The sequence below is a fragment of the Acrocarpospora catenulata genome (assembly GCF_018476525.1).
GTDB classification, from domain to species: Bacteria; Actinomycetota; Actinomycetes; order Streptosporangiales; family Streptosporangiaceae; genus Acrocarpospora; species Acrocarpospora catenulata.
Genome location: NZ_JAHCST010000052.1, coordinates 30489 through 55838 on the forward strand (window position 1 = coordinate 30489; position 25350 = coordinate 55838).

Genomic DNA, 25350 nt, shown 5'->3' on the forward strand with positions numbered 1-25350 from the left:
CTTACGAAGGCTGCAGGCACAGCCGCGGGATCTCGGCCATCGGAACCTCCTCGGTGAGGCTGCGGACCAGGATGGTCTCGATGGCGAGGAGCAACGTGGTCGCGGTGTCCCGCGTCAGGTAGGCGGTGTCGATGATGAGGCTGAGCTGACCGGTGTCGGTGGCAGTGCCCACGGTGAAGAACGCCTTGAAGCGGACCCCCGGCCAGGCGTTCGTGACGTACGTGCGGGTCTTCCCGGTGAGGACGGACAGGTCCTGGCCGGGTGCGAACCGGGGCAGGGAGGGCCAGTCGCCGATGCCCCGGCGGTCGTTGAAGAAGGCGTCCAGGTCGGGTTCGCGGCCTCGGCGGCGGCCGATCTCCTCGCGCATGGACTGCATCGCGAACGGGTCGTAGTGCGCGTTCCGGTAGGCCTGCAGGGCGGCACGGTGCGCGTCCCGGCAGGCGGCGGCGAAGTCCGTGGCCGGGAGGTCGAGCACGAGCAGGCCGTCCTGCCCGACGGTGCCGACCATGGTGCGGGTACGGGCGTCGCGGCGGTTGCTGTGGACGAGCTGCATGACCGCCCTCGGGCGCCCGCTCACCACGGCCAGCACGGTCGCGCAGGAGGCGATCAGGATGCTGGTGGTGCTGACGGTCCAGCGTTCTGCCAGTCTCTCCGCCGCGGCGGCGAGCGCGACCGACTCCATGCCGACCTCGATGAACCGCGGGTCCTCCGGCTCGCGGGGAGCGTGGTCGAAGACGTCCAGGGGGACCTCTTCGAGAACCGAGCGCCAGTGCTCGATGGACCTGCCGGAACGGGCCTGCCAGGATTCCTCCCGTTCCAGGGCCGCCTGGTCCATCGGCTGCCAGCCGGCCGGCGGCAGGTCCTCGCCCTTGAGCAGCGCCCTCCACTCCTCGGCCAGCAGGCTCAGCGCCTGGTAGTCCACCGCCAGGTGGGAGAAGCAGAACGCGAGCGCCATCGGACGCCCGCCCTTGAGGACGACGGCGCAACGCAGCGGCAGGTCCTCGCCGTGCGCGAAGGCGGTGCGGCTCATCTCCGCGGCGAGGCGCTCGGCCACCTGGAGTCCGCGCTCCGGGCCGGCCTCGACCAGGTGGACGGTCAGTTCCCCGTCGCGCGTCACCCGTTGCACCGGGCCGTCCGGCGTGGCGGTGAAGGTGGTGCGCAGGCTCTCGTGGCGTTCGAGCAGTACGCGGAGCGCGGCCAGCACGGTGGTGAGGTCGCGCCTGCCGTAGACGGCGAGCACCCAAGGGCAGTTGAGGAAGGTCTGGCTGTCCCCCATCAGGTGCACGGCCCGCCACATCAGCCGCTGGCCCCAGGTCAGCGCCGCCTCGCCGTCCCGCGCCCCGTGGAACGGCACCCGCGCCGTGCCCGCGCTCACCGCGGCGGTCCCGCCGGATCCCCGGCGCCCAGGCGTGCGAGGTGGGTGGCGAGGACGTCGAGGTACTCGAAGGACGCCAGCGGGCCGCCGAGGTCGATCTGGCAGTCGAAGGCGTCCTCGACGGCGTCGATGAGGCTGATCCTGGCCAGCGAGGTGAGGCCGAGCGCGGAGAGCGGGTGGTCACCCGCGAGCACGTCCTCGGCGCGGAGTTCCCGGCCGGACGCCTCGACGATCATGTCGGCCAGCCGTGCCCTGATCGGGTCCGTCCCGGCCGTCATGCCGCGCCGTCCCGGTCGTCGACGACCACCTGGTGCATGTCATGCCTCCGTCGTTTCGGTGTGCGGGTGGGAGCGGCGCGCCGCAGCGCCTGGACGCCGACCAGGTCGTCGGCGATGGCGTCGGGGACCTCCTGGTCGAAGCGGGCCAGCGCGGGTACGCGCATCGCGATCAGCGCGATCAGCGCGATGACCAGGCCGAAGAGCACGTACATGAGCCCGATGCCGCGGCCGGGGCCGGTGCCGATGAGGGTGCCGAGGGTGGGGGCCAGCGCGCCGCCGTCGAGGAGCAGCGGGTCGAGCACCGCGGCGGCGTACGGTGCGACCAGGCCGAACCCGATGGGCAGCGTGGACCACGCGATGAGCGTGTTCATGGCGAACACCCGGCCGTGGAACCGCTGCGGGACCTTGACCTGGACGATGGTCGTGTAGATGCCGTTGAGCAGGGTGATCCAGAGCGTCATGCCGCACACGCCGACCGCGATCACGGTCAGGTCCGCGCGTACGCCGGTGAGCAGGCTGAAGCAGCCGAGGACCAGCGTGCACAGCAGCACCCCGCGCAGCCGCAGGCGGCGCGGACCGCCCCAGACGATCATGATGAGCGCCCCGGCGAACGTGCCGACCCCGGCCAGGAAGGCGATCCGCCCCACGTCGGCCAGCCCGGCGAAGGCCAGCACCAGCGGCGAGAACATCAGCAGGAGCGGCGAGAGGAACACGTTCAGCACCACGAAGAACAGCAGCATCGCCACGAAGCCGCGGTGGCCGAGGGAGTAGCGGAGCCCGCCCAGGATCTCCGCCTTGATCGACTCCCGGCGCCGCCAGGGCATCGTGGCCGGGAACCGCACCGCCAGGAGCACGATGATCGCGACGGCGTAACCGGCGATGTCGAGGAGCAGGACGCCGCCGAGTCCGAGCCCGGCCATCAGGCCGACGGCGAAGATCGGCACCAGGAGCTGCGCCGTGCCGGTGCCCAGCTGCACGATCCCGACCGCGTGCCCGAGGTAGTGCTTGGGCACCAACTGGGGCACCGCCGATACGTACGCGAGTCGCTGGAAGGTGAGGGCGACCGACAGGCAGGCCAGCAGCGGGTAGATCAGGTCCACGGTCAGGTTTCCCGTCCACAGCAGGACGCCGAAGGCGAGCTGGATCGAGAACGCGGCCGCGTCACTGGCCAGCATGACCCGGCGCCGGCTGACCCGGTCGATGACGGCCCCGGCGATGGGCGCGGTCAGCAGGCCCGGCACCAGGCCGACGACGGCCAGCAGCGCGAACTTCGCCACCGACCCGGTCGTGGTGTAGACCCAGAGGGGCACGGCGAACTCGGTCAGCGCCGACCCGGTGATGGACACCAGCTGGCTGAGCGCGACGGCCAGGAACCGCGCGATGCTGGGCCGCACACCGCCGGGCGTCACCGGGCTGTCGGTGCTGGCGGAACGGGACGCGCCGTGCAGCCACCAGGTGCCCTCCGCCCCCCGCAGGTCCAGGCCCCGGTCCGGTGCCAAGTCGAGGTCCGGGCTCCAATCCCCGTCCCCCCCGTCCCGATCCAGCGCCCGGTCAAGGCCCAGGCCGCGGTCCCCGTCCCGGTCCGGCGCCAGGTCGAGGTCCAGGCCGAGGTCCCGGTCCAACTCCCGGTGGGTGGTGGTGACGATCTCCGCCAGTTCCTCCGCCCGATATTTCAGGAAGAAGTGGCCGGCCTCGTCGAGCACCACGACGCCCGTCGTCGAGGTCAGGAAGTGCCACTCGCGGAAGCGTTCCTGGTAGTAGTCGGTCGCCGGATCCTCGGTCCCCACCACGCTGATCACCGGAGCGCGCAGCCGGTCGACCCCCGCCGCCAGCAACCGGGTGTAGTACTCCTCGGCCTCCCGCGAGTCACGGCGCATGTTCCGCACGATCTGCCGCGCGTGCGCGGGGTCGATCTCGCCCAGCTCCAGCCCCATCGAGATCAGCCAGTTGACGTACCGCTGGTCCCCGCGGAGCCACTCCGCCTCGGCGAGTCGCGAGACCCGCGACATCAGCGCCCCACGCGGCCGGGCGAACGGGAAGATCCCCCCGATGTAGACCGCGACGAGCTCGCGCCCGGCCGCCTCCAGCCGCCGCGCGAGCTCGACGGTCAGGGCCGAGCCGACACCGCAGTGCCCGTACAGGACGACGGGTCCTTCGACCTTGTCCAGGATCTCGCGGGCGCAGGTGGCGGCGAGTTCGTCGAACGGCAGCTTGTCTTCCAGGACCCCCAGGTCGTGGCCGGGAATCGCCACCGCCCAGAGCGCGTGCCCGTCCGGCAGGGCGTCGGCGAGGGGCTGGTAGACGACCGCGCTGCCGCCCCCGTACGGCACGCACACGTAGCTGACCACCGGTGTGCTGCTGCCGGGGGTGGTCAGGCGGTGCAGCAGCGCGCGGGGCCCGCGCCGGTCGGCGGGCGTGTCGGCGAGGGCCGCGATCTCCCGGATGGTGGGGTGCTTGAACACGTCCATCACGCTGACCTGGCCACCGGCCCTGGCCCGCAGCCGAGCCACGGCCTGGACGGCGAGCAGCGAGTGCCCGCCGAGGTCGAAGAAGTCGTCGTCGATCCCGATGACCTCGATGCCGAGCAGTTCGCGCCAGATCTCGGCGAGCGCCAGCTCGGTGCCGGTCTCCGGAGCGGCGAACTCGACCCCGGCGTCGCGTCCGGCCACCGGCGCGGGCAGCGCCCGGCGGTCCAGCTTGCCGTTGGGGCTGAGCGGCAGGGCGGGCAGGCTGACGTAGCCGTTCGGCACCATGTAGTCGGGCAGGGTCTTCTTCAGCTCGGCCCGTACGGCGGCGTGGTCGGCGTCGTCCGTGACGAGATAGGCGACCAGACGGTCGGCACGGACGATCACGGCGGCGTCCCGTACGGCGGGCAGCGCGCGCAGCGCCGCCTCGATCTCGCCGAGCTCGATCCGCAGGCCGCGCAGCTTGACCTGGGTGTCGAGGCGGCCGAGGAACTCCAGCGTCCCGTCGGGGAGGCGCCGGGCCAGGTCGCCGGTGCGGTAGAGCCGCGAACCCGGCGGCCCGAACGGGTCGGGGACGAAGCGCTCGGCGGTGAGCGCGGGCCGGTTCAGGTAGCCCCGGGCGAGACCGGCGCCGCCGATGTACAGCTCACCGGGCACCCCGATCGGGGCAGGGGCCATGGTCTCGCTGAGGACGTACAGGGCGGTGTTGGCGATGGGCGTGCCGATCGGCACTCTGGACCGGTTGGCGAGCGCGTCGGCCCGGCAGCGCCAGGCGGACACGTCCACGGCCGCCTCGGTCGGGCCGTACAGGTTGTGCAGTTCGGCCGCGGGCAGCGCGGTCAGGCAGCGGCGGGCCAGGTCGACCGGCAGCTCCTCACCCGAGCAGATCACCATGCGCACCGAGCCGCAGCCCGCCGCGCCTTCCTCGCCGAGGAACACGCCCAGCATGGAGGGCACGAAGTGGACGGTGGTCACGCCCTCGGTGACGATGAGCTTGCGCAGGTAGGCCGTGTCCTTGTGTCCGCCGGGGGTGGCGAGCACCAGACGGGCCCCCTGGCGCAGCGGCCAGAACAGCTCCCACACCGACACGTCGAAGCTGAGCGGGGTCTTCTGCGCCACCACGTCGGCGGCGTCGAGGCGGAACCGGTCCTGCATCCAGTCGAGCCGGTTGGCGATGCCGCCGTGGGTGTTGGGCACGCCCTTGGGCCGGCCCGTGGAGCCCGAGGTGTAGATGACGTAGGCGACGTCGCCGGGGCGCACGTCCGGAAGCGGGCCCTCGCCGCCCGGCCAGGCGTCCTGGTCATCCAGGTCGAGGGTGACCGCGCCGGTGGCCGGGAGCGTGGGCCGGATTCCGCGCTGGGTGAGGAGTACGGCCGGAGCGGCGTCCGCCAGCATGAACGACACCCGGTCGGCCGGGTAGTCGGGGTCGATCGGCAGGTACGCCGCCCCCGCCTTGAGCACGCCGAGCAGGCCGGGCAGCAGCTCCAGCGAACGTTCGGCGCAGACCGCGACCACCGAACCCGGGCCCACTCCGAGGCCCCGCAGCGTGTGCGCGACCCGGGTCGCGGCGGCGTCCAGTTCCCCGTACGACAGCGAGCGCCCTTCGAACCGGACCGCGACCGCGTCGGGCGTGGCCGCCGCCCGCACCTCGATCGGGCCGTGCAGCGTCGCCTCGCCGGGGAACTCCCTGGCGGTGTCGTTCCAGGCGTCGACGACCAGGCGCCGCTCGTCCCCGGTGAGCAGGTCGATCCGCGAGAGCGGCAGGTCGGGCCGGTCGGCCACCCGCGCCAGCAGGGTGCGCAGGTGCCCGGCCAGCCGCTCGACCGTGGCGGCCTCGAACAGGTCGGTGTTGTAGACGAACAGTCCCGACAGGCCGCCCTCGGCGTCGTCGGCGAGGTAGAGCTCCAGGTCGTAACGGGTGGCCCAGGAGTCGAGCGGGAAGTCGGAAACGGTCAGCCCGGCGGGCGGGCGGACCGCGCCGGGGCGGTAGTTCTGCATGGCGAGCAGGACGCCGAACAGCGGTGACCGCGACACGTCGCGGGGCAGGTCGAGTTCGGCGACCAGCTGCTCGAACGGCAGGTCCTGGTGGGCGAAGGCGTCCACGGCGACGTTCCTGACCCGGTCGAGCAGCTCGGCGAAGGTCGGGTCGCCCGACAGGTCCACCCGCATCGTGAGCATGTTCACGAAGCAGCCGATCACCCCGTCCAGCTCCGGCAGCCGCCGTCCCGCCACCGGGGAGCCCACCGCCACGTCGGTGCCGCCCGCGTACCTGCCGAGCAGGGCGGCCAGCCCGGCCAGCGCCGTCATGTACGGCGTGGCCCCGTGCGCGCGGCCAAGCAGGGCCAGCGCCCCGGCCAACGCGGGATCGAGCGCCATCGCGCAGGCGGCCCCGGTGTAGGTGCGCTCGGGCGGACGCGGCCGGTCGGTCGGCAGGTCGAGCGGTTCGAGCCCGGCCAGCCGCTCCCGCCAGAACTCCAGGTCACGCCGGGGCGGCTCCAGGCCGCGCTGCCAGGCCGCGTAGTCGCCGTACCCCACCTCGGGCGGGGCCGGGACCTCGCCGGCATAGCGGGCGAAGACCTCGGCGACCAGCAGGTCGGCCGACCAGCCGTCGGCGGCGATGTGGTGAACGGCGATCACCAGCACATGGTCGTCGCCGGCCAGCCTGACCAGCAGCGCCCGCGCCACCGGACCGGCGACCAGGTCGAACGGCACCGAGAGGAACTCCTCGGCCAGCGCCTTGGCGGCGGCCTCGTCCGGCGCTTCGCGCATAGTCAGCGGCAGGGTGGCGGCCTCGTCGGTCACCGCCTCCGGGTGGCCGTCCCAGGTCGCGGGGTAGCGGGTGCGCAGCGCGTCGTGGCCCGCGGCGACGGCGGCGAGCGCGGCGGCCAGGACCTCGGGGTCCACCGGTCCGCGCAGCCGGAGCCGGATCGGGATGGTGAGCTGGGTGGTGCCCGGCGCGAACTGCTCCAGGAACCACAGCCGTTCCTGGGCGTGCGACAGCGGGAGCGGGTCCCCGGCGGGGCGCGCCGGGATGGTGCGCTTGGGCGCCGCCGCCGCGGCCTGGCGCAGCCGTCGCGCCAGCAACTCCTGCTTGGTGACCGACAGCTCCCCGGCGCGCGTGCCGCTCAACGGAGCACCTCCGTGTCCAGCAGGTGCGCCGCCTCCGTCTCGGAGAGACCGGAGAGCTGCTCGATCAGCAGGCCCTCCACCGCGTCGGCCAGTCCGGCGACGGTCGGCCGGTCGAACACCGTGCGGATCGGCACCTCCACGTCGAGCGCGTTGCGCAGCAGCGCCGCCACCCGGGTGGCGAGCAGCGAGTGGCCGCCGAGGGCGAAGAAGTCGTCGAGCGCGCCGACGCTTCCCGGGTCGAGGCCGAGCACGTCGGTCCAGACTCCGGCGACCAGCGTCTCCGCGTCGGTGCGGGGGTGGACGAACTCGGCGGCGGGCACGGGGTCGGGCGCGGGCAGCGCCGCCAGGTCCACCTTGCCGGTGATGGTGAGCGGCAGGGCCTCCAACGGCACCCAGGCCGTGGGCACCAGGTGCGGCGGCAGGGTGGCCGACAGGCGCCGACGCAGGTCGTCCGGGTCGGCGGTGCCTGTCAGGTACGCCACCAGCCGGTCGCCGTCGGCGGTCACCACCGCCTGGCGCACCCGGGGGTCGGCCAGCAGGGCCGCTTCTACCTCTCCCGGTTCGACCCGGAAGCCGCGCACCTTGACCTGACCGTCCAGGCGGCCCAGGAATTCGAGCGTCCCGTCGGACCGTCGACGTACCCGGTCACCGGTCCGGTAGAGCCGGGAGCCCGGCGGGCCGTCCGGGTCGGGGATGAACCGCTGCGCGGTCAGCGCCGGGCTGCCGAGGTAGCCGCGGGCCAGCCCGGCCCCGCCCAGGCACAGCTCGCCGGGGATGCCGGGGGGCACCGGCTCGCCGTACGGGCCGAGGATGTGCGCGGTCGCGCCGCCGATGGGCCGTCCGATGGCCGGTCGGCGGCCAGTGTCCGCCGCGCCGAGTGTGGCGGCCGTGGCGATGATGGTCGCCTCCGTCGGGCCATAGGTGTTGACCAGCGGTATCCGGTCGCCGAAGCGGTCCCGCCAGCGGGCCACGGCGGCGGCGTGCGCCTGCTCGCCGCCGATGATCACCAGTCGCAGCCGCTCCGGCCAGGTCAGGTCATCGAGCGACTCGGTGAGCCGGTGCCAGTAGGCGGTCGGCAGGTCGAGCACGGTGACCTGCCGACCGGCGGGTGCGCGGAGCACGTCCGGCAGGGTCGCGGCCCCCTCGGGCAGCAGCAGCACCGCCGCCCCGGCCGTCAGCGCCGGGTACAGCTCCTCGGCGTGGGTGTCGAAGCTGAGCGAGGCGAACTGGACGACCCTGTCCGCAGGGCCGATGCCGTACGCCTCCCGCATCCAGCGCACCCGCCCGGCCAGGGTGCCATGCTCGACCAGCACCCCCTTGGGACGGCCCGTCGAGCCGGAGGTGTAGATCACGTACGCCGGGTCGCCGGGCGCGGGCCACGCGACGCCGTCATCACTCTCGCCCGGCTCGACCGGGGTGGTGAGAAGAGGAGTCCCCGACGGCAGCCGCTGGGCGTGGGACTGGTCGGCCACGACCAGGCGGGCACCGCTGTCGGCGATCAGGAAGGCGAGGCGTTCGTCCGGATAATCCGGATCGAGCGGCAGATACGCGGCCCCGGCCCGCCACACGGCCAGCAGCGCGACCACCGCCTCGACCGAGCGACCGAGACAGACGCCGACGACCGCGCCGGACCCGACCCCGTGCCCCCGCAGCACAGTGGCCAGCCGCGCCGCCCTGGTGTCCAGTTCCCCGTAGGTCACCCGCTCGTCGCCGCAGACCAGCGCCGTGGCGTCGGGAGCCATGGCCGCCGCCCCGGCCAGCAGCGCGGGGACCGTCTCTATGACCTCAAGGGAAGCCTCGGGCGTACGCCACGCCGCCAGGGCCGCCTCGTCGGCGGGGGTCAGCATCGGCAGGCGGGAGACACGGGTGGCGGGAGCCTCGGCGATGCCGCTCAGCAGCGCGGCGAACCGGTCGGCGAGGGCCTCGACGGTCGCGGCGTGGAACAGCGTGGCGTCGTAGCCGAGCACGGCCAGCAGGCCGTCGTCCTTGCGCCAGGTCTCCAGGGCCAGATCGAACTTGGCCTGCCGGTAACCGCCGTCGAACAGCTCCACCGCCAGATCGCCGACCCGCTCGGGCGGCTCGCCGTCCCCGGCCTGGCTGTGCAGGATCACCATGGTCGACAGCAGCGGGTTGTGCTGGACGTCCCTGGGCACGCCCAACTGCCCGACCAGCCGCTCGAACGGGACGGTGCGGTGCGCGTGCGCCTCCAGCACGCTGCGGCGGGTGGCGTCCAGCAGGTCGGCGAAGGCCGGATCCCCGGTGAGGTCGCCGCGCAGCACCAGGGTGTCGGTGAGGTAGCCGACGACCGGTTCCAGCTCGACCCGGTCGCGGACCGCCCACGGCGTGCCGACCAGGATGTCCTCCTGCCCGCTGTGCCTGGCCAGCAGCACCTGGTACGCGGCGACCAGCACCATGAACAGGGACGCGCCGTGCTCCTGCGCCAGCCGTTCCAGCCGGGCGACGACCCGCTCGGGGATGGGGAACGGGTGGAAGGCCCCCTCGGGCCGTGGCCCCCTGGGCAGGTCGGCGGGCAGCTCCGGCACGGGCGGTTCGGCGAGGCGGCGCCGCCAGTAGTCCAGCGCCTGGTCGGCGTCCTGGCCCGACTCGCGTTCCCGCTGCCACAGCGCGACGTCGCCGTACTGGACCGGCAGCGCGGGCAGGATGGCCGGGCGGCCCGCGACCCCCGCCTCGTAGAGGGCGAACAGGTCGTCCAGCAGGACGCCGAGGGACCAGCCGTCGGCGATGATGTGGTGCAGCACGAAGCAGAGCACGTGCTCGTCCGGGCCGAGCGCGAGCAGGCTGACCCGCAGCGGCGGCGACCCGGCCAGGTCGAACGGCGCGTTGGTCCGCGCGGCGACCAGGCGCCGCGCCCGCTCCTCGGCGTCGGCGTACGCGGTGAGGTCGAGCCGTTCGACGGGAACCGGTCCCGCCGGGTGGATGACCATCACCGGTTCGCCCTCGGCGCCGTCGGCGAAGGAGGTCCGCAGGCTCTCGTGCCGGGCCACCACGGCGGTCAGGGCGGCGTCGAGCGCGCCCTTGTTCAGCGGGCCGCGTAACCGCAGCACCAGGTACATGTTGTAGGAGGCGTCCTCGGGATCGAAGCGCTGGAGGAACCACAGCCGCTGCTGCGCGGGCGACAGCGGCGGGTTCACTCCGGCCGGTCGGGGCCGTACGCCTTCCGGCCCGGCCGCCGAAGGGCTCAGGCCGGTGATCTCCCGGGCGACCCCGGCGAGGGTGGGGTTGTCGAAGACGGCGTCCAGAGACACCTCGAAGCCCAGGCGTTCCCTGATCCGCGCGGTGATCTGGGTGATGGTGAGCGAGTCCCCGCCGAGGTCGAACAGATCGTCGTCGTCGCCGAACTCCTCGAGTTCCAGGACCTCCCGCCAGATCAGCCGGAGCTCCCCGGTGAGTCCGGCGTCGCCGGTCGCCGAGGGAGGGGCGGGGGCGGCAGCCGGTTCCGGCAGGGCCGCGCGGTCGAGTTTGCCGACGGGGTTCAGCGGGAGGGCGTCGAGCGTGACGTACGCGCCGGGCAGCATCGGCCGGGGCAGGGTCCTGGACAGGTGGGCGGTGAGCGCGCCGGGCTCGGGATCCGCGCCGGGGACCGGCACGAGGTAGGCGACCAGGCGGGCCTCCTCGGCTCCGGTGACCACCACGGCCGCCTCGGCGACCTCGGGGTGGTCGAGCAGCCGGGACTCGATCTCGCCGAGTTCGATCCGGTGGCCGAGCAGCTTGACCTGGCCGTCCTGGCGGCCGAGGAACTCCAGCTCGCCGTCCGGGCGGTGGCGGGCCAGGTCGCCGGTCCGGTACAGCCGCGCCCCCGGCGGCCCGAACGGGTCGGGCACGAACCGCTCGGCCGTGCGGGCCGGTCTGTCCCGGTAGCCGCGGGCCACCCCTGCCCCGCCGACGCACAGTTCACCGGCCACGCCGACGGGCACCGGGCGCAGCGCCGCGTCGAGCAGATACACCTGGGTGTTGGCGATCGGGCGGCCGATGGTGACGGTCTCCGCCGGCTCGCCGAGGGTGCTCCAGATGGTCGTCTCGGTCGGGCCGTACACGTTGACGACCCGGTCGAACCGGGACCGCAGTTCGCCCGCGAGCCGGGCCGGCAACGCCTCCCCGCCGGTCAGCGCGGTCGCCCCGGCGATGCCGCCCGGCAGCAGCAGCCGCCACACCGACGGGGTGGCCTGCACGTAGCCGACGCCCTGCTCGGCGACCAGCCGGGCCAGCGCCTCGGGGCGGCGCACCGCGCCGTGCGGGGCGACGACCACCCTGCCGCCGGTGACCAGCGGCAGGAAGAGCTCCAGGGCGCTGATGTCGAACGCGGGCGAGGTGAGGGCGAGCCAGCTGTCCCCAGGCTCCGAGCCGAGCCGGTCGCGCATCGAGAGCAGCAGGTTGGCCAGGTTGCGGTGCTCGACTTCGACGCCCTTCGGGCGGCCGGTGGAGCCCGAGGTGTAGATCACGTAGGCGAGTTCCTCCGGGGCCGCCGGATCCACCTCTTCCAGCGGCAGGTCGGGCTCCACCTCTCCCAGGAGGAGAACCGGTCCCGGCAGGTCACAGGGCGTGTCCGAGAGCAGCAGCCGTGGCCGGGCGTCCGACATGATCATGTTGAGGCGTTCCACCGGATGGTCCGGATCCAGCGGCAGGTACGCGGCGCCGGCCTTATGCACCGCGAGCAGGGCGACCGGCAGGTTCTCCGATCGCGGCAGGAGCACCGCGACCACGTCGCCGCGGCGCACTCCGGCCCGCCGCAGCCGCCGGGCCAGCCGGTCGGCCGCCGCGTCCAGTTCGGCGTAAGTGAGTGAACGGCACTCGCAGGTCACGGCGACCGCGCCCGGACGGGCCCGCACCTGTTCCGCGAACAGGCCGGGCAGCGTCGCGTCCTCGGGGTAGGCCACCGTGGTGGCGTTCCACTCGACCAGCGAGCGCGTCCGCTCGGCCGGGGAGACGACGTCCAGCTCGGCCAGGCGTACGCCGGGGTCGGCGGCGGCGTGGCGGAGCAGCGCGCGCAGGCCGTCGCGGAAGCTCTCGACGGTGGCCAGGTCGAGGGCGGCGGGGTTGAACCGCAGGCAGGTGGCGAGACCGTCGGGGCCGTCCACGAACTGCAGGTGCAGGGCGTTCCGCACGCCCCCGCCGAACATCGTCCAGTCCACGGACAGGCCGAGACCGGGGAACTCCGGCTCGGCGCCCCGCCTGCGGTAGCTGATCGACACGGGGGCCACGGCGGCGCGCGGTCCGCTGCCGAGCGCGCGGGCGAACGGCACTTCCCGGTAGGCGTACAGGTCGCGCAGGTCGCTCCGGACGGCCCGGACGAACTCGTGGAAGCGCTGCCCGGGCTCCGGCCGCGCCACGGCGGGCAGCTCGTTGACGAACGGGCCGATGTGATCGCGGGTCGCGGGTGCGCGCGTGGTCACGTCGATCATGACGGTCGGGTGCTCCCCGCCGTACCGGAAAAGCAGCGCCTGCACGGCGGCGAGCAGCGTCTCGAAGGTCGTCGCGCCGGCCGCCTCCGCCACCTCGGCGGCGGCGCGGCCCAGCTCGGCGTCCACGCCGCCGCCGACCTGCGCACCGGGGCCGTACCGCCCGGCCGTGCGCCGCTGTCCCGGTAGCACGAGCTCGGCGGGCTCGGTCCGGCGTCCCGCCCAGAACTCGCGCGCGGCGGGCAGCGCGGCCCGCACCCGCTCCCGCTCGGCGCGGGCGGCGTCGGCGAAGGACAACGGCTCCCGGGGGTCGGTCCGCTCGGCGTAGTACCGGGCCAGGTCGCGGACCAGGATGTCCTTGGACATGCCGTCGAAGACGAGATGGTGGGCGACGAACAGCAACAGGTGCCGTCGCCAGCCCGCCGGCACCAGGACGAACCTGGCCAGCGGCCCCTTCTCCAGATCGAAGGGGCGGGCGGTCTCCTCGGCGACGAGCCGGTCGAGGGCCCGCGGCGTGGGGTCGGGCAGGTCGGCGACGGTGACCGGCGGCGCGGCCGCCTCGGCTAAGTGGAGCCCGTCGCCGTCCTCCGCGACGGTGGCGGCGAGCACCGGGTGCCTGGCCACCACGCCGTCGCACGCCGCCAGCAGCGCGGGCACGTCGAGGTCGCCGTCGAACCACAGGGCGAGCGGCATGTGGTACGCCGCGCCGGCGCCCAGCCGCTCGCTGATCCAGATGCCCTGCTGGGCGAAGGAAGCCGCGATGCTTTCCTGCAGGTGGGTCATGTGCGTTCTCTCTGTTCCGTACGCGGAGGCCGCCGGGATCAGGGCGCCGGGGATGAGTCGGCCTGATCGAGCAGGTCGAGCAGGCGCTGCTTCACCACTTTCCCGAGGTGGTTCTTGGGCAGTTCTGGGACCAACAGCAGCCGGCTCGGCATCTCGTGTCCCGCGAGCCGGTCCAGCAGGAAGGTCCGCAGGTCGGTGGCGGTGACCGGGTGGCGCGCGACGACGGCGGCGCCGGTGACCCGGCCGAGCACCGGATGGGGCAGGCCGACCACCGCCGCCTCGGCCACCGCGGGATGCTCGTACAGCGCGGCCTCCACCTGGAGCGTGGACACCTTGTGCGCGCCCGACTTGATGACGTCGCTCTCCCGGTCGACCAGGTACAGGTAGCCGTCCCGGTCGAGGTAGCCGAGGTCGCCCATGCGCACCCAGCCGTCCCTGAAGATGTGGTCGGTCAACCGCCGGTCGCCGTAGTACGCGCGGGTGCCCGCGGGGGAGCGGAGCCACACCTCGCCCGTCTCGCCGGTCGCGGCGGACCCGCCGCCGGCCGTGACGATCCTGAGGTCGCCTCCGGCCGTCGGGCGTCCGACGGAGGTGGGCCTGGCCGGATCAACGACCATCACGGTCTGCGCGGGGGCGGCCTCGGTCGAGGTGTAGTAGTTGACGATCGTCGCCTTCGGGAACGCCTTCGCCATGCCCGCGGCGACGGCCGGTGGCAGGCTGGCCGCGGTGGAGCCGAGCAGCCGTACGCTCGACAGGTCGTACCGCTCGTGGACCTCCGCGTTGAGCAGCTGGATGGCCATCGCGGGCACCAGGAAGACCGTCCCTACCCGGTAGGTCACGATGAGCCGGGCGAAGCGGCCCGGCGTGAAGAGCGGCAGGGTCAACGCGGCCGGGCGGGAGTCCAGCGCGTTCACCAGCATCGTCTGGCCGGCGTTGGTCCCGATGGGGAAGGCGTGCAGGAAATGCCGCGAATGCGAGAGTTTGCGCCGCGGATTGGCGGCGGTCCCGTAGGCGAGGTTGGCGTGGGTGGCGCCCACGCCCTTGGCCCGGCCGGTCGTGCCGGAGGTGTAGATGATCTGCGCGAGCCGCTCGGGGGTGATCCTGCGCCGGACGGGGTTGTCGTCACCCGGGCCCAACTCGGCCAGGGTGGACCGCCAGCCACCCACCTCGGGCGGGGCCGCGTCGGCACCGTGCAGGACCGCGGCCACGGAGCAGTCCAGCAGCGCGTGCCGCACCTCGGCGGGCGCCAGCCGATCCGACAGCGGCACGGCCACGCAGCCCGCGCGCAGGACGGCGCACCAGGCGACGGCGTAGTCGATCCAGTCACGCTCGCCGAACAGGAGTCCGACCCGGTCGCCGGGTGACAGCCCGCGCTCGATCAGCGCGTGCGCGGTCGCGTTGGCGCGCCTGTCCCAGTCGCCGAACGAGATCTCCCCCACGTCGGCCACCACGATGGCCGGACTGTCGGACTGCTCCCTCGCACGGCCCGCGAGCAGGTCAGGAAGGGGGAGCCACAGATCAACACCCACCACATCACTCCGAAATATTTCGGGACGCGAGACCAACGTTTCGGCCTCCGCGCTCTGTGCCGTGGGCACGGAAAGGCCAGGTTGCTCTGATTTGGAGCACCCCGGAACGTCTCGTATAGGGCAGGATAGGCAACCGGGCCACGAAGGAACAGAGAAACTTTGGAAGTGTGATCAGAAAACTTTCGGGCCGTCGAGGCATGGCTGGACCCGTGATCGACCTGTAGCGCCCGCGGGGGACTCCAGGGATCAGGAAGAGGCCGTCACCGAGGCGATCTCGTTTAACGGGAACTCCAGGTAATCCCCGGCCTCCTCACACCAGGCGTCCAGCACGCCGCTGTGCAGCTCCCCATGGCTGACCGTCGCGGTCACCCCGTCGGAGAGCGTGATCAGCGCCCGTACCCCGCGATCCACCACGAACCCGAGCAGCGACTGCTCCGCGGTCGGCAGCCGGGTCGCCAGCCGCCCGATCAGCGCCCAGGTCTGCCCGTTCTGCCGGGCCTCCTCCCGGCTGGTGATCAGCCGCTTGGCGTGCTCGTGCGGATCCGGCGGCGGCTCGGTCAGCGGCGGCATCGGGTCCAGTTGGGCCACCCGGCCGCCGGGCAGCAGGATCAGCCGCCCGCTCTGCGGCTCCCGCCGGATCTCGATCTCGCCGGTGTCGTTGACCGGGACCGGGGCGTACCCGGCCTCGCGCAGCGCCGCCAGGGTGCGCTCGGCGGTGGCCGCGCTGGCCAGCACCGAGGAGGCCAGCAGCCGCAGCCCCAGCTTGGCCAGCCGCCGGTGCGCGGCGATCTCGGCCAGCAGGGCGGGATCGTTGCCCTGGATGATGCAGCCGACCGTGGTCACCGTGACCTCGCCGTGCCGGCGCGCGACGTCCCTGATCAGGTAGGTCAGCGGCTGCGGCAGGGTGCCCACCTGGGCCAGCTGGTCCAGCAGCGCCTCCGCGCCGGCCCCGGCGTCCAGCGCCCGCCGCACGCTGGCCGGGCTGAACCGCCAGACCGAGGCAGCGCCCTTGGACTCCCGGTCGGCCACCCGGTCGAGCAGCGAGGCCAGCTCGGCGGCCGGAGGGCCGGTCACCACGGCGGTCAGGTCGGCGCCGAACAGCGCGGTGCGCTGCGCGCTGGCCAGGGCCCGGGTGGAGCGCTCGGCCAGCACCGGGTCGTACTCCACCTCGGGTACGGTCTCGTCGCTCTCCGCCCCTGCCCCCGAGCCGAGAGCGGCCAGCGCGCGGCCCAGGTCGGTGAGGGAGTCGTAGGCGGCCAGACCGAGCAGCCGGGCCTCCTCCAGGATGCCGGCCGCGCACTCGGCCAGCAGCTCCCGGTCCAGCAGCGGCGCCCGCCAGTGCACCGACTGCACCAGCTCCTGGAGGGTGGCGAAGGCCTGCCCCTCCGGCACCTCGGTGAGCGCGCCGAGCACCGCCCACCGGATCCGGGCGATGGTCTCCCCGGCCGGATCGTCGCCGAGCACCGCCGGGTAGCGGCCCTCGGCCCGGCGCAGCGACGAGCGCTCCATCCGCCACCAGGCCGCCAGCAGCGTACGCAGCCGGGCCGGGGCGTCCTCAAGCCGCCAGGCGTCGAACCGGTCGGTGGGCACCAGGCCCCCGGCGCCCTCGTCCAGCGCCACCAGCCGGGCGACCGCGGCCACCTCCAGCAGCAGCCGGGTCTCCTCCTCCGAGCAGCCGGTCTCCTTGGCCACCCGGCGCACCTCGCGCACCCCGACCCCGCCGTTCTTCAGCAGCGGCAGCGGCGTCTTGTCGGTGTTCTCCAGCAGCGCGGTGGCCCGGTCGAGCACGTGCGGAGCGGCCAGGCACATGGCGTAGTCGACCGCGCCGGCGTCCACCTCGATGGTGGCCAGATCCGGCGGGTACGGGGTGAACGGCCCGTGGTACTCGGGACCGCGCAGCGCCAGCGCCACCTCGCGGGGCATCTCGGCCACATCCCACTGGGTGCGGAAGAGCAGTCCCCGGTCGGCGGCCCACTTCTCGGGGGTGCCCGGGTTCAGGAAGCGGTTGCCGTCCACACTGCGGACCGGGCCGTCCCAGGCGAAGTCGTCGAGGACGCCGACCGTGCCGTCCGGCGCGTCCTCGATCAGCTCGGTCAGCCGCTCGGGGTCGCTGAGCAGGGCGGTCGCCCGGGCCACCATCTGGCGCTTGCCGCCCTGCGGGGCCAGCCCCAGGGTGCGGCAGATGCGGCGCAGGCCCTCGGTGTTCAGCATCCAGGAGTCGAGGTAGGTGGCGAGCGGCTCGCCGAGGCCGCAGGGCGCCGTCCACCAGCGGGCCACCGCCTCGGCCAGGTGGATGCGGCCGTCCAGGCCGGGCCAGGCCAGCGCGCAGTCGTACAGGCGCTCCAGCCAGGGCAGCACCTCGGAGGTGCTCACCCCGAGGAAGCGGGCCAGCTCGTCCTCGGTCGGGCGGCCGCCGATGACCAGGCAGGCCTGCAGGAGCTCCAGCGGCGGCAGCGGCAGGCCGCGCATGACCTCCATGACGGCGAAGGTGTTGCCCAGGCGGTGGGCGAGCGCGTCCAGCCGGCGGGGCCAGGGCGCGGCGATGGCGTCCGGGCGGTTGGCCAGGACGCGGGCGAGTCGATCTTCGTCGAGAGTTGTCAGCCAGGCGATTAGGTGATCGTCCATCACAGATCTCTCAGGCCATCGGGAAGCCGCGGTGGTGACGCACGCGAGATCAAGATATTCTGCGCAGTTCGCTCCGAAAAGGTCATTCTCCTGTTCTCCCGCTCCGCAGCCGCAGCGTGCTCGACTCCACCTCAGCACACCGGAACGCGATCGGAAGGAAATCCCGGATATACGGCCGGGATTTCCGGTCAGCGGATTCCCATACGTCACACCCGTCGCAATTGATCGCCTCGCGGCTCCGAAGCGCCCCGGAAACGTCATCGGCCGGAGGATGCCCCCGTGCGGTCCGGGCCGCACGGAGGCACCCCCCGGCCGACGAAGCTGTGGATCAGGCGGCGAGCACCGCCCAGACGGTCTTGCCGCCCGGAGTGAGCGGGCACCAGCCCCAGCGCACGCTGAGCGACTCCACGATGTGCAGCCCGAGGCCACCCGGTTCGAAGGGGGAGGGGTCGCGGAGCACCGGTGCGGCCGAGCCGGGGTCGGTGAGCCCGCACGTCACCAGCGGCCCCCGGCGGATCATGGAGAGCCCGATCAGCTCCCGGCGGCGGGGCGCGCCCAGGGCCAGGCCGTGCCGGAGCGCGTTGGTGGCGAGTTCGGAGACCACCAGCTCCATGCTCTCGCCGAGTTCGGCGAGGCCCCAGCCGGCCAGTGTGCCGATGGCGAAACTGCGGGCAGAATGCACGGAATCCGCGCGTGGGGGTAGCAGGAAGGTGGCACTGGCCGTGCACGCGGCGTTCTGGGCGGGCCGGGCGGTGAGCAGATCCCTCGCGGGCTCGGGCCACCAACCCACGGGAGGCCACCAGTCATGGGTGGACCACTGGAGGGTGGAGTGCACGGGATCATGATGGTGCAAGCTCCCGTGCACATGCAATAGCGAATGCACGTGCATATGGCCCCGGCACGCGCTACGGTTACTTCTAAACGACCCTGGGATGAAGGGGGCGATCTTTGACAGACTGTGAGTCAGTCCACTTACCGGAGGAATGACACGTGTCCATCGATCCGCCGGGATCCGGCTCCACTGTTCGGCGCATCATGCTCGGCGCCAGCCTGCGGAGGCTGCGTGAGGAGCGGGATCTCACCCGGGAAGAGGCCGGATTCCACATCCGCGCCTCCGAGTCCAAGATCAGCCGCATGGAACTCGGTCGGGTCGGCTTCAAGACACGTGATGTCGAGGATCTGCTCACGCTGTACGGCGTTCTGGACGACGCCGATCGACGTGCCCTCCTGGAGATGGTCCGGGAGGCCAACACGCCGGGGTGGTGGCACAAGTTCGGTGAGGTCCTGCCGAACTGGTTCGTGACGTACGTGGGACTGGAGGAGGCGGCCAGCGTGATCCGCACCTACGAGGTGCAGTTCGTGCCAGGCCTGCTGCAGACCGCCGCGTACACGCGGGCCGTCGTGCAACTCGGATATCCGGACGCCTCGGATGACGCGATCGATCAGCGCGTGCATCTGCGCATGCAGCGACAGGAACGGCTCAAGCAGAAGGACGGGCCGCGACTGTGGGCGGTTATCGACGAGGCGGCGCTCCGCCGGCCCATCGGGGGGCCGAAGATCATGCACGAGCAGATCGAGCATCTGCTCGAGGTGGCCAGGCTGCCCAACATCACGCTGCAGGTGATGCCGTTCCGCTTCGGGATGCACGCTGCCGAAGGCGGGGCGTTCACGATCCTGCGCTTTCCGGAGTCCGACTTGTCGGACGTGGTCTACGTCGAGCAACTCTGGGGTGCTCTATACCTGGACAAACGTGAGGATGTTGATCCCTACCTCACGGCCATGGAGCAGCTGTGCGTGGAGAGCACCACGCCGGGCGGCACCCGGGATCTGCTCGAGGATCTTCTCAGAGAGAACATGTATGCAGACATATAACGGCATGCCCGCAAATGACCTTGAGGGTGTCCTTTGGCGGAAGAGCCTCTACAGCAACTCGACCGGTAACTGCGTCGAACTGGCCGAGCTTCCCGACGGCGGCGTTGCCGTCAGGAACTCACGGTTTCCCGAGGGTCCCGCCCTGATCTACACCCGCGACGAGATCCGTGCGCTGGTGCTGGGCGTCAAGGACGGCGAGTTTGACACGCTCCTCGTGTAACGCCGTCTTAACACGGAGCGCACGCGCGTAACGGTCCGGGACGGGTGGTGTAACACTGATCCGGCAGAGTAAGTCCCAGTCAATCCCAGACGGTCAATCCCGGTCGTGGGCAAGAGGGGGCTTGTGATGCTGGACCAGATGACCCTGTACCCGGTGGCGGACGACGTCCTGTTCGCCCCCGGAGGACGCGTCGTGATCCGAACCTACGGTGTGGCGTCGGCCGCGGAGCCGGTCGACGGGCAGCCGCGCCCGGTGGCCTATCGGACCTGGGTCACCGGGGTGCGGGACCAGCCGCGCTACTGGCGGTGGGGCCACTTCGAGGACGCCCGCAGGGGGCACCGCAAGGTCCTGGAGTGGCTGACCGGCCGGGGGCCGCAGCCCGCACCCGTCGGCTAACTCAGTCAGCTCAACGCTCGGCGGGCACGTTCCAGCGCAGGATGACCCGCTCGCCGTGCTCGAAGCCGAGCACCGAATAGGTGCCGGTGTCCAACCGCAGGAACCGCCCATGGTCGGCCTGCAGGCCCAGCCAGCGGGCGGAGAGCACCCGCAGATAGTGGCCGTGCGCGATGAGCAGCACGGCGCACCGCCCGGTCGGCCCGGGCTCCCCGTCGGTCCGCATCATCGCCAGGGCACGGGCGATCGCCCGGTCCGCGCGCAGCCCCACGTGCTCCACGCTCTCCCCGGGATGGCCCGCATCGCCGGGCACCACCCCGTCCCGCCAGATGTACCAGCCCGGCAGGGTCTCCCGGATCTGGGCGGTGGTGAGGCCCTCATAGCCGCCGTAGTCCCACTCCCACAGGTCGGGATCGACCTCGTAGGACTCCACCCCGGCCAACTCGGCCGTACGGCGGGCCCGGCGGGCCGGGCTCACCAGCGCCATCGCGAAGTGGTGCTCCTTGACCACGGACGCGACGCGCCGGGCCTCCTCCTCGCCGTGCTCGGTCAGCGGCAGGTCGGTGCGCCCCGTGTGCCGCCCCGCCCTGCTCCACTCGGTCTCGCCGTGCCGCAGCAGTATGAGTTCCATCGCACTCCCATCATCCCCGGCCGTTGTCAAACTACCCCGGCGCCCACGATGATCCTTCGGCGGTTAGTCTCGCTCGGGGATATCAGCGGAAGGGAGCCGTCAGGTGGAACCGGTAACGGTGGGACTGGTGGGTGCGGGGCCCTGGGCCGACATGGTGCACGCGCCGGCGCTGGCGGCCGGTCCGCACACCCGGCTGGCGGGCGTCTGGGCCCGCCGCCCGGCCGCCGCGGCCGAGCTGGGCGGCAAGCACGGGGTGCCCGCCTTCGACCGGCTGGAGGAGCTCTACGAGGTCTGCGAAGCGGTCGCCTTCTGTGTTCCCCCGGGGGTGCAGGCCGAGCTGGGCGTGTCCGCCGCCAAGGCGGGCAAGGCGCTGCTGCTGGAGAAGCCGCTGGCGGCCGACCTGGCGGGGGCGCGGCGGCTGGCCGACGCGGTGGGCGAGGCCGGGGTGCCCAGCCAGCTGGCCCTCACCTTCCGCTACTCCCCGGCGACCACCGCCTTCCTGGCGCAGGCCCGCGCCCTGCGCCCGTTCGGCGGCTACGCCTCCAACATCTCCGGCGCCCTGTGCGGCGGGCCGTTCGCCACCCCCTGGCGGCTGGAGCGCGGCGCCATCCTGGACCTCGGCCCGCACATGATCGACCTGCTGGACGCCGCGCTCGGCCCGGTGGCCTCGGTGCGCGCGCACGGGCACCCGCTGGGCTGGGCAGGCCTGCTGCTGGAGCACGAGACCGGCGCGGTCAGCGAGGCGTCGCTGAGCATGGCCGCCACCGGCGAGCTGCCGCCCTCCCGGATCGACGTGTACGGCCGGGAGGGCAGCGCCTCCCTGGTCGGCAGCGAGCTGGGCGACGGCGTGTTCGCCCGCCTGGTGGCCTCCTTCGCGGAGACCGTGCGGGCCGGGGGCGGCCACGAGCTGGACGCGGCGCACGGCCTGCGGCTCCAGCGCGTCATCGACGAGGCCGAGCGGCAGCTGGTCTCCTGACCGGGCCGGGCACCAGGGCCAGCGCCAGGGCGGCGGCGGCCAGCACCGGCAGCGGGCCGGGCTGGAAGCCCGTGACGGTCAGCACCGTGAGCGCCGCGCCGACCAGCGCCACCCGGACGGGCACCAGCCCGTCGCAGGTGCCGCGCGGCTCCTCGTACCGGCCGAACAGGCGGACCAGCGCGGCCAGCACCGCGGCCAGGCAGGCCAGCCAGAGCGGGGTGAGCGCCAGCCAGGCGGCCGACCCGAACTCCGGGGTCCGCCGGCCGAGGCCGACCACGCTCACCCCGGCCACGGCGAGCAGCGCAGGCATGTGCCAGAGGTAGATCGTCATCATCCGGGGCGCCAGCGCGGCCAGCAGCGCAGCAGGGCGCGGCCGGGCGACCAGCCGGTCCAGCGCCGGGCGCAGCGCCATGGCCAGGCCGAGCTGCCCGGCGAACAGGGCCAGCAGGACGGCGCTCGGCGGGGCCATGTTGGACACCGCCCCCGGCATCCCGATCATGCTCACCGGGTACGGCCCCGCCGCGACCACCGCCGCCACCAGGCCGAACCCCGCCCCCGCCAGCGCCCACGCGCGCCGCCCGGACAGCCACGCCAGGCGGCCTTCTGCGTACCGGAACCCGATCTGGTGCACGGCCAGCCAGACGAACACCACGTTGAGGTACCCGGCCCCCTCGAACCCGGCGAACCGTACGGCGTCCGCCGCCACCGCGCCCCCGCCCAGCACGGGCAGCACCACCCCGGCCCTGGCCCGGATCAGGTACGGCGTGGCCACCACCGCCAGCAGATACACGGCCAGGAACCAGAGCAACTGCCCGGCCAGCCGCGCCCCGACCTGCACCGGCTGCTCCGGCACCCCCAGCGCCACCAGCAGGTACGGCACCGGCACCCAGACCAGCGCCAGCGGCACCACCGGCCAGGCCAGCCGCGCCAACCGGCGGCCCACCCACCCGTCGGGGGACTTCCGGAAACTGATCGCGTTGGCCGCGCCCCCGGCGAAGAAGACCAGCGGCATGACCTGGCTCACCCAGGTGACCAGCGGAATCGCGGCCAGCGCGTTGCCGGTGGTGATCCGGCCGTCGGCGTAGGCGAGCACCGGCATGGTCCAGTGCTGCACGACCACCAGCACCATGCCGAAAACGCGGAGCACGTCGATGAAACGGTCGCGGGGCACGGGGGCGACCGGCCGCGTGGCCGGGGGAAGCAGGGTGAGGGACATCAGGGATTCCTTCGCTGGGGGCCGACCCCCTCAGCGTCCCGCGCAGCAGGCCCTCGGCGCGGCGGGGCGCACCCCATCTTGATCGTGGGGCGGAGGGAACCCCGATGGTGTAGCCCGCTACACCTTCTGCAGGTAGCTCAGCACCGCGAGCACCCGTCGATGCCCGCTGTCACTCGGCGGCAGGCCCAGCTTCACGAAGATGTTCCCGACGTGCTTGTGCACCGCCCGCTCGGTCACCGTGAGCAGCCCGGCGATGTCCCCGTTGGACCGGCCCTCCGCCATCAGCCCGAGCACCTCGCGCTCGCGTGGGGAGAGCGCGTCCACCGGGTGCCCGGCTCGCCGCCGGGTGAGCAGCTGGGAGATCACCTCGGGGTCCATCGCGGTGCCGCCGCCGGCCACCCGGCGCAGCGCGTCCACGAACTCCGAGACCCGGCTCACCCGGTCCTTGAGCAGGTAGCCGATGCCGCCGCCGCCCTCGGCCAGCAGTTCGGCGGCGTAGGTCTGCTCGACGTACTGGGACAGGACCAGGATCGGCTGGCGCGGGTGGCGGCGGCGGACCTCGACGGCGGCCCGCACGCCCTCGTCCCGGTAGGTGGGCGGCAGCCGGATGTCGACCACGGCGATGTCGGGCCGGTGCTCGGCCACCGCGGTCAGGAAGCCCTCGGCGGTGTCCACGGTGGCCACCACCTGGTGGCCCTCGGTGCGCAGCAGCAGTGCCAGGCCCTCGGCCAGCAACACGTTGTCCTCGACGATGACTACGCGCACGGGAGCTCCACGGTCAGGACGGTCGGGCCGCCGGGCGGGCTGGTCAGGCTGAGTACGCCGTCGAAGGCGGCCACCCGGCGGCGGATGCCGGCCAGGCCGCTGCCGGCGGACTCGTCGGCGCCGCCCCGGCCGTCGTCGGTCACGGTGAGGGTGAGCGCCGTCTCGTCCCCGTGCACGTGCACCGAGGCGCTGGTGGCCCCGCTGTGCCTGGCCACGTTGGTGAGCGTCTCCGCCACCACGAAGTAGGCCGCCGCCTCGACCGCCGCGGGCAGCCGGCCCACCCCGTCCACGGAGGCCGTCACCGGGACCGGGCAGCGGGCGGCCAGCGCCGCCACCGCCCCCGGCAGGCCGCGGTCGGCCAGGATCGGACCACCAGGCCGAACAGGCAGAGCAGGGCCGGCGGCAGGCTGAGCACCAGCCGCCAGGTGGCCCTGGCGGCCTGCCTGATCCGACCTTTGAGCCCCCGCACGCCGACCACCCTACTCAGCAGGGCCGCCCGAAAGCCGTTGGCAAAAGGTTGGTAATGTGACCGGTCGATGCGCTTCGAGTAGCGAAGTCCGGTGTGAGTCCGGCGCTGTCCCGCAACTGTCATTCCCGTTCTCGGGTGAGCCAGGTCGCCTGCTCGACGCGCGACGCCGTCAACCCTCGTGGAAAGGGTGATCCGTCATGTGCCGGGTCCCTTGTCCCAGGCGACCCTGGAGGCTCTTGTGAGGCGACTCGCCTCGGCCGGCTTGGTGCTGGCCCTTCTCGTCCTGCCCGGATGCGGCCAGAGCGCCGCCCCCGAGCCCACCCCGGCGGGGTCGGCGCCGGCAGCCGCCGGCGCGTTCCCGGTGACCGTCAACGCAGGGAACGGCTCGGTCACCATCGCCGAGCGGCCGACCCGCATCATCTCGCTCTCCCCGACCGCCACCGAGACGCTCTTCGCCATCGGCGCCGGGCCCCAGGTGGTGGCCGTGGACGACCAGTCCGACTACCCGGCGGAGGCGCCCAAGTCGGAGCTGTCGGGCTTCAAGCCCAACGTCGAGGCGATCGTCGCCCAGAAGCCCGACCTGGTGGTGCTCGCCAACGACCTGGAAGGCGTGCTGGACGGCCTGTCCAAGGTGGGCGTGCCCGTGCTGCTGGAACCCGCCCCCACCACCTTCGACGCCGCCTACGACGAGATCAACGACCTGGGGGTGGCCACCGGCAACGCCCAGCAGGCCACCGAGCTGGTCACCAAGATGAAGAACGAGCTGGAGCAGCTCGTGGCGGCGGCCCCGCAGGGCAAGGGCCTCACCTACTACCACGAGCTGGACGCCACCCCGTACGCGGCGACCTCCACCACCTTCATCGGCCAGATCTACGCGCTGTTCGGCCTGGAGAACATCGCCGACGCCGCGCCTGACGCGGCCGGCGGCTACCCCAAGCTGTCCGCCGAGTTCGTGGCCAAGGCCGACCCCGACCTGATCTTCCTGGCCGACACCAAGTGCTGCGGGGAGAACGCGAAGACCGTGGCCAAGCGCCCCGGCTGGGGCGGGCTGAGCGCGGTCAAGAAGGGCCGGGTCGTCGAACTGGACGACGCGATGGCCTCCCGCTGGGGGCCGAGGATCGTGGACCTGGCCAAGGCGATCAGCGACGCCGTTCAGGACACGGCGGCCTGAGCGCGTGAACTGGCCCAGGCTCGGCGCCCTCGCCGC

At 73.1% G+C, this 25350-nt stretch carries 17 protein-coding genes and 1 riboswitch; of the genes, 5 read left to right on the forward strand and 12 right to left on the reverse strand.

The features are described from left to right. Position 1: 1 nt before the first annotated feature. The 7 genes from KIP79_RS35280 to KIP79_RS35310 all read right to left on the reverse strand — a co-directional run bounded on the left by KIP79_RS35280 (position 2) and on the right by KIP79_RS35310 (position 18436). Positions 2–1375: a condensation domain-containing protein gene (locus KIP79_RS35280; RefSeq protein ID WP_214109317.1), complete on the reverse strand. Its 1374-nt coding sequence runs from the start codon at positions 1373–1375 to the stop codon at positions 2–4. Further along, positions 1372–1653, reverse strand: coding sequence for an acyl carrier protein (locus KIP79_RS35285; RefSeq protein WP_214109318.1), 282 nt, complete (start codon positions 1651–1653; stop codon positions 1372–1374). Before KIP79_RS35285 ends, KIP79_RS35280 begins: the two co-directional genes overlap by 4 nt. Beyond that, positions 1650–7247, reverse strand: a complete 5598-nt coding sequence (locus tag KIP79_RS35290; protein ID WP_214109319.1) for a non-ribosomal peptide synthetase/MFS transporter — start codon at positions 7245–7247, stop codon at positions 1650–1652. Before KIP79_RS35290 ends, KIP79_RS35285 begins: the two co-directional genes overlap by 4 nt. After that, a complete protein-coding gene (locus KIP79_RS35295; RefSeq protein ID WP_214109320.1) occupies positions 7244–13447 on the reverse strand; it encodes a non-ribosomal peptide synthetase in 6204 nt (2067 codons plus the stop codon). Before KIP79_RS35295 ends, KIP79_RS35290 begins: the two co-directional genes overlap by 4 nt. 38 nt (positions 13448–13485) lie before the next feature. After that, positions 13486–14976: a class I adenylate-forming enzyme family protein gene (locus tag KIP79_RS35300; RefSeq protein WP_308170053.1), complete on the reverse strand. Its 1491-nt coding sequence runs from the start codon at positions 14974–14976 to the stop codon at positions 13486–13488. 246 nt (positions 14977–15222) lie between these two features. Then, complete coding sequence (locus KIP79_RS35305) at positions 15223–17601, reverse strand: helicase-associated domain-containing protein (protein WP_214109322.1); 2379 nt, start codon at positions 17599–17601, stop codon at positions 15223–15225. Positions 17602–17929: 328 nt separating this feature from the next. Further along, the gene (locus KIP79_RS35310; RefSeq protein ID WP_250214353.1) at positions 17930–18436 is read right to left on the reverse strand and encodes an ATP-binding protein; all 507 of its coding nucleotides are present in this window, start codon (positions 18434–18436) and stop codon (positions 17930–17932) included. Between the two features lie 155 nt (positions 18437–18591). On the opposite strand from KIP79_RS35310, the gene KIP79_RS35315 reads away from it, so the two are divergent. From KIP79_RS35315 to KIP79_RS35325, 3 genes are all read left to right on the forward strand, one after another. After that, on the forward strand, positions 18592–19473 hold the full coding sequence (locus KIP79_RS35315) for a Sco1979 family transcriptional regulator (protein ID WP_504742648.1): 882 nt from the start codon (positions 18592–18594) through the stop codon (positions 19471–19473). Beyond that, positions 19460–19693, forward strand: a complete 234-nt coding sequence (locus tag KIP79_RS35320; protein ID WP_214109323.1) for a DUF397 domain-containing protein — start codon at positions 19460–19462, stop codon at positions 19691–19693. The genes KIP79_RS35315 and KIP79_RS35320 overlap by 14 nt, the downstream gene beginning before the upstream one ends. 126 nt (positions 19694–19819) lie before the next feature. After that, positions 19820–20089 carry a hypothetical protein gene (locus KIP79_RS35325; RefSeq protein ID WP_214109324.1) on the forward strand — a complete coding sequence of 90 codons (270 nt, stop codon included), beginning with the start codon at positions 19820–19822 and terminating at the stop codon, positions 20087–20089. Positions 20090–20099: 10 nt separating this feature from the next. Here the strand turns inward: KIP79_RS35325 and KIP79_RS35330 are convergent, their stop codons facing one another. Continuing rightward, complete coding sequence (locus KIP79_RS35330; RefSeq protein ID WP_214109325.1) at positions 20100–20717, reverse strand: histidine phosphatase family protein; 618 nt, start codon at positions 20715–20717, stop codon at positions 20100–20102. A 103-nt stretch (positions 20718–20820) separates the two neighbouring features. Between KIP79_RS35330 and KIP79_RS35335 the strand changes: the two genes are divergently transcribed. Continuing rightward, complete coding sequence (locus KIP79_RS35335; RefSeq protein ID WP_214109326.1) at positions 20821–21693, forward strand: Gfo/Idh/MocA family protein; 873 nt, start codon at positions 20821–20823, stop codon at positions 21691–21693. Here the strand turns inward: KIP79_RS35335 and KIP79_RS35340 are convergent. From KIP79_RS35340 to KIP79_RS35355, 4 genes are all read right to left on the reverse strand, one after another. Next, positions 21659–22909 carry an acyltransferase family protein gene (locus KIP79_RS35340; protein WP_214109327.1) on the reverse strand — a complete coding sequence of 417 codons (1251 nt, stop codon included), beginning with the start codon at positions 22907–22909 and terminating at the stop codon, positions 21659–21661. The genes KIP79_RS35335 and KIP79_RS35340 overlap by 35 nt on opposite strands. A gap of 117 nt (positions 22910–23026) precedes the next feature. Further along, positions 23027–23674, reverse strand: a complete 648-nt coding sequence (locus tag KIP79_RS35345) for a response regulator (RefSeq protein ID WP_214109328.1) — start codon at positions 23672–23674, stop codon at positions 23027–23029. Next, the gene (locus tag KIP79_RS35350) at positions 23665–23976 is read right to left on the reverse strand and encodes a sensor histidine kinase (RefSeq protein WP_214109329.1); all 312 of its coding nucleotides are present in this window, start codon (positions 23974–23976) and stop codon (positions 23665–23667) included. Before KIP79_RS35350 ends, KIP79_RS35345 begins: the two co-directional genes overlap by 10 nt. Continuing rightward, positions 23973–24143 (reverse strand): hypothetical protein, encoded by a 171-nt coding sequence (locus tag KIP79_RS35355; RefSeq protein WP_214109330.1) that lies wholly within the window; start codon positions 24141–24143, stop codon positions 23973–23975. Before KIP79_RS35355 ends, KIP79_RS35350 begins: the two co-directional genes overlap by 4 nt. Before the next feature lie 59 nt (positions 24144–24202). Further along, positions 24203–24314, forward strand: a riboswitch (cobalamin riboswitch). 67 nt (positions 24315–24381) lie between these two features. Between KIP79_RS35355 and KIP79_RS35360 the strand changes: the two genes are divergently transcribed. After that, entirely contained in the window at positions 24382–25314 is a 933-nt protein-coding gene (locus tag KIP79_RS35360; RefSeq protein ID WP_214109331.1) for an ABC transporter substrate-binding protein, read from the forward strand. The last annotated feature ends 36 nt before the right edge of the window (positions 25315–25350 follow it).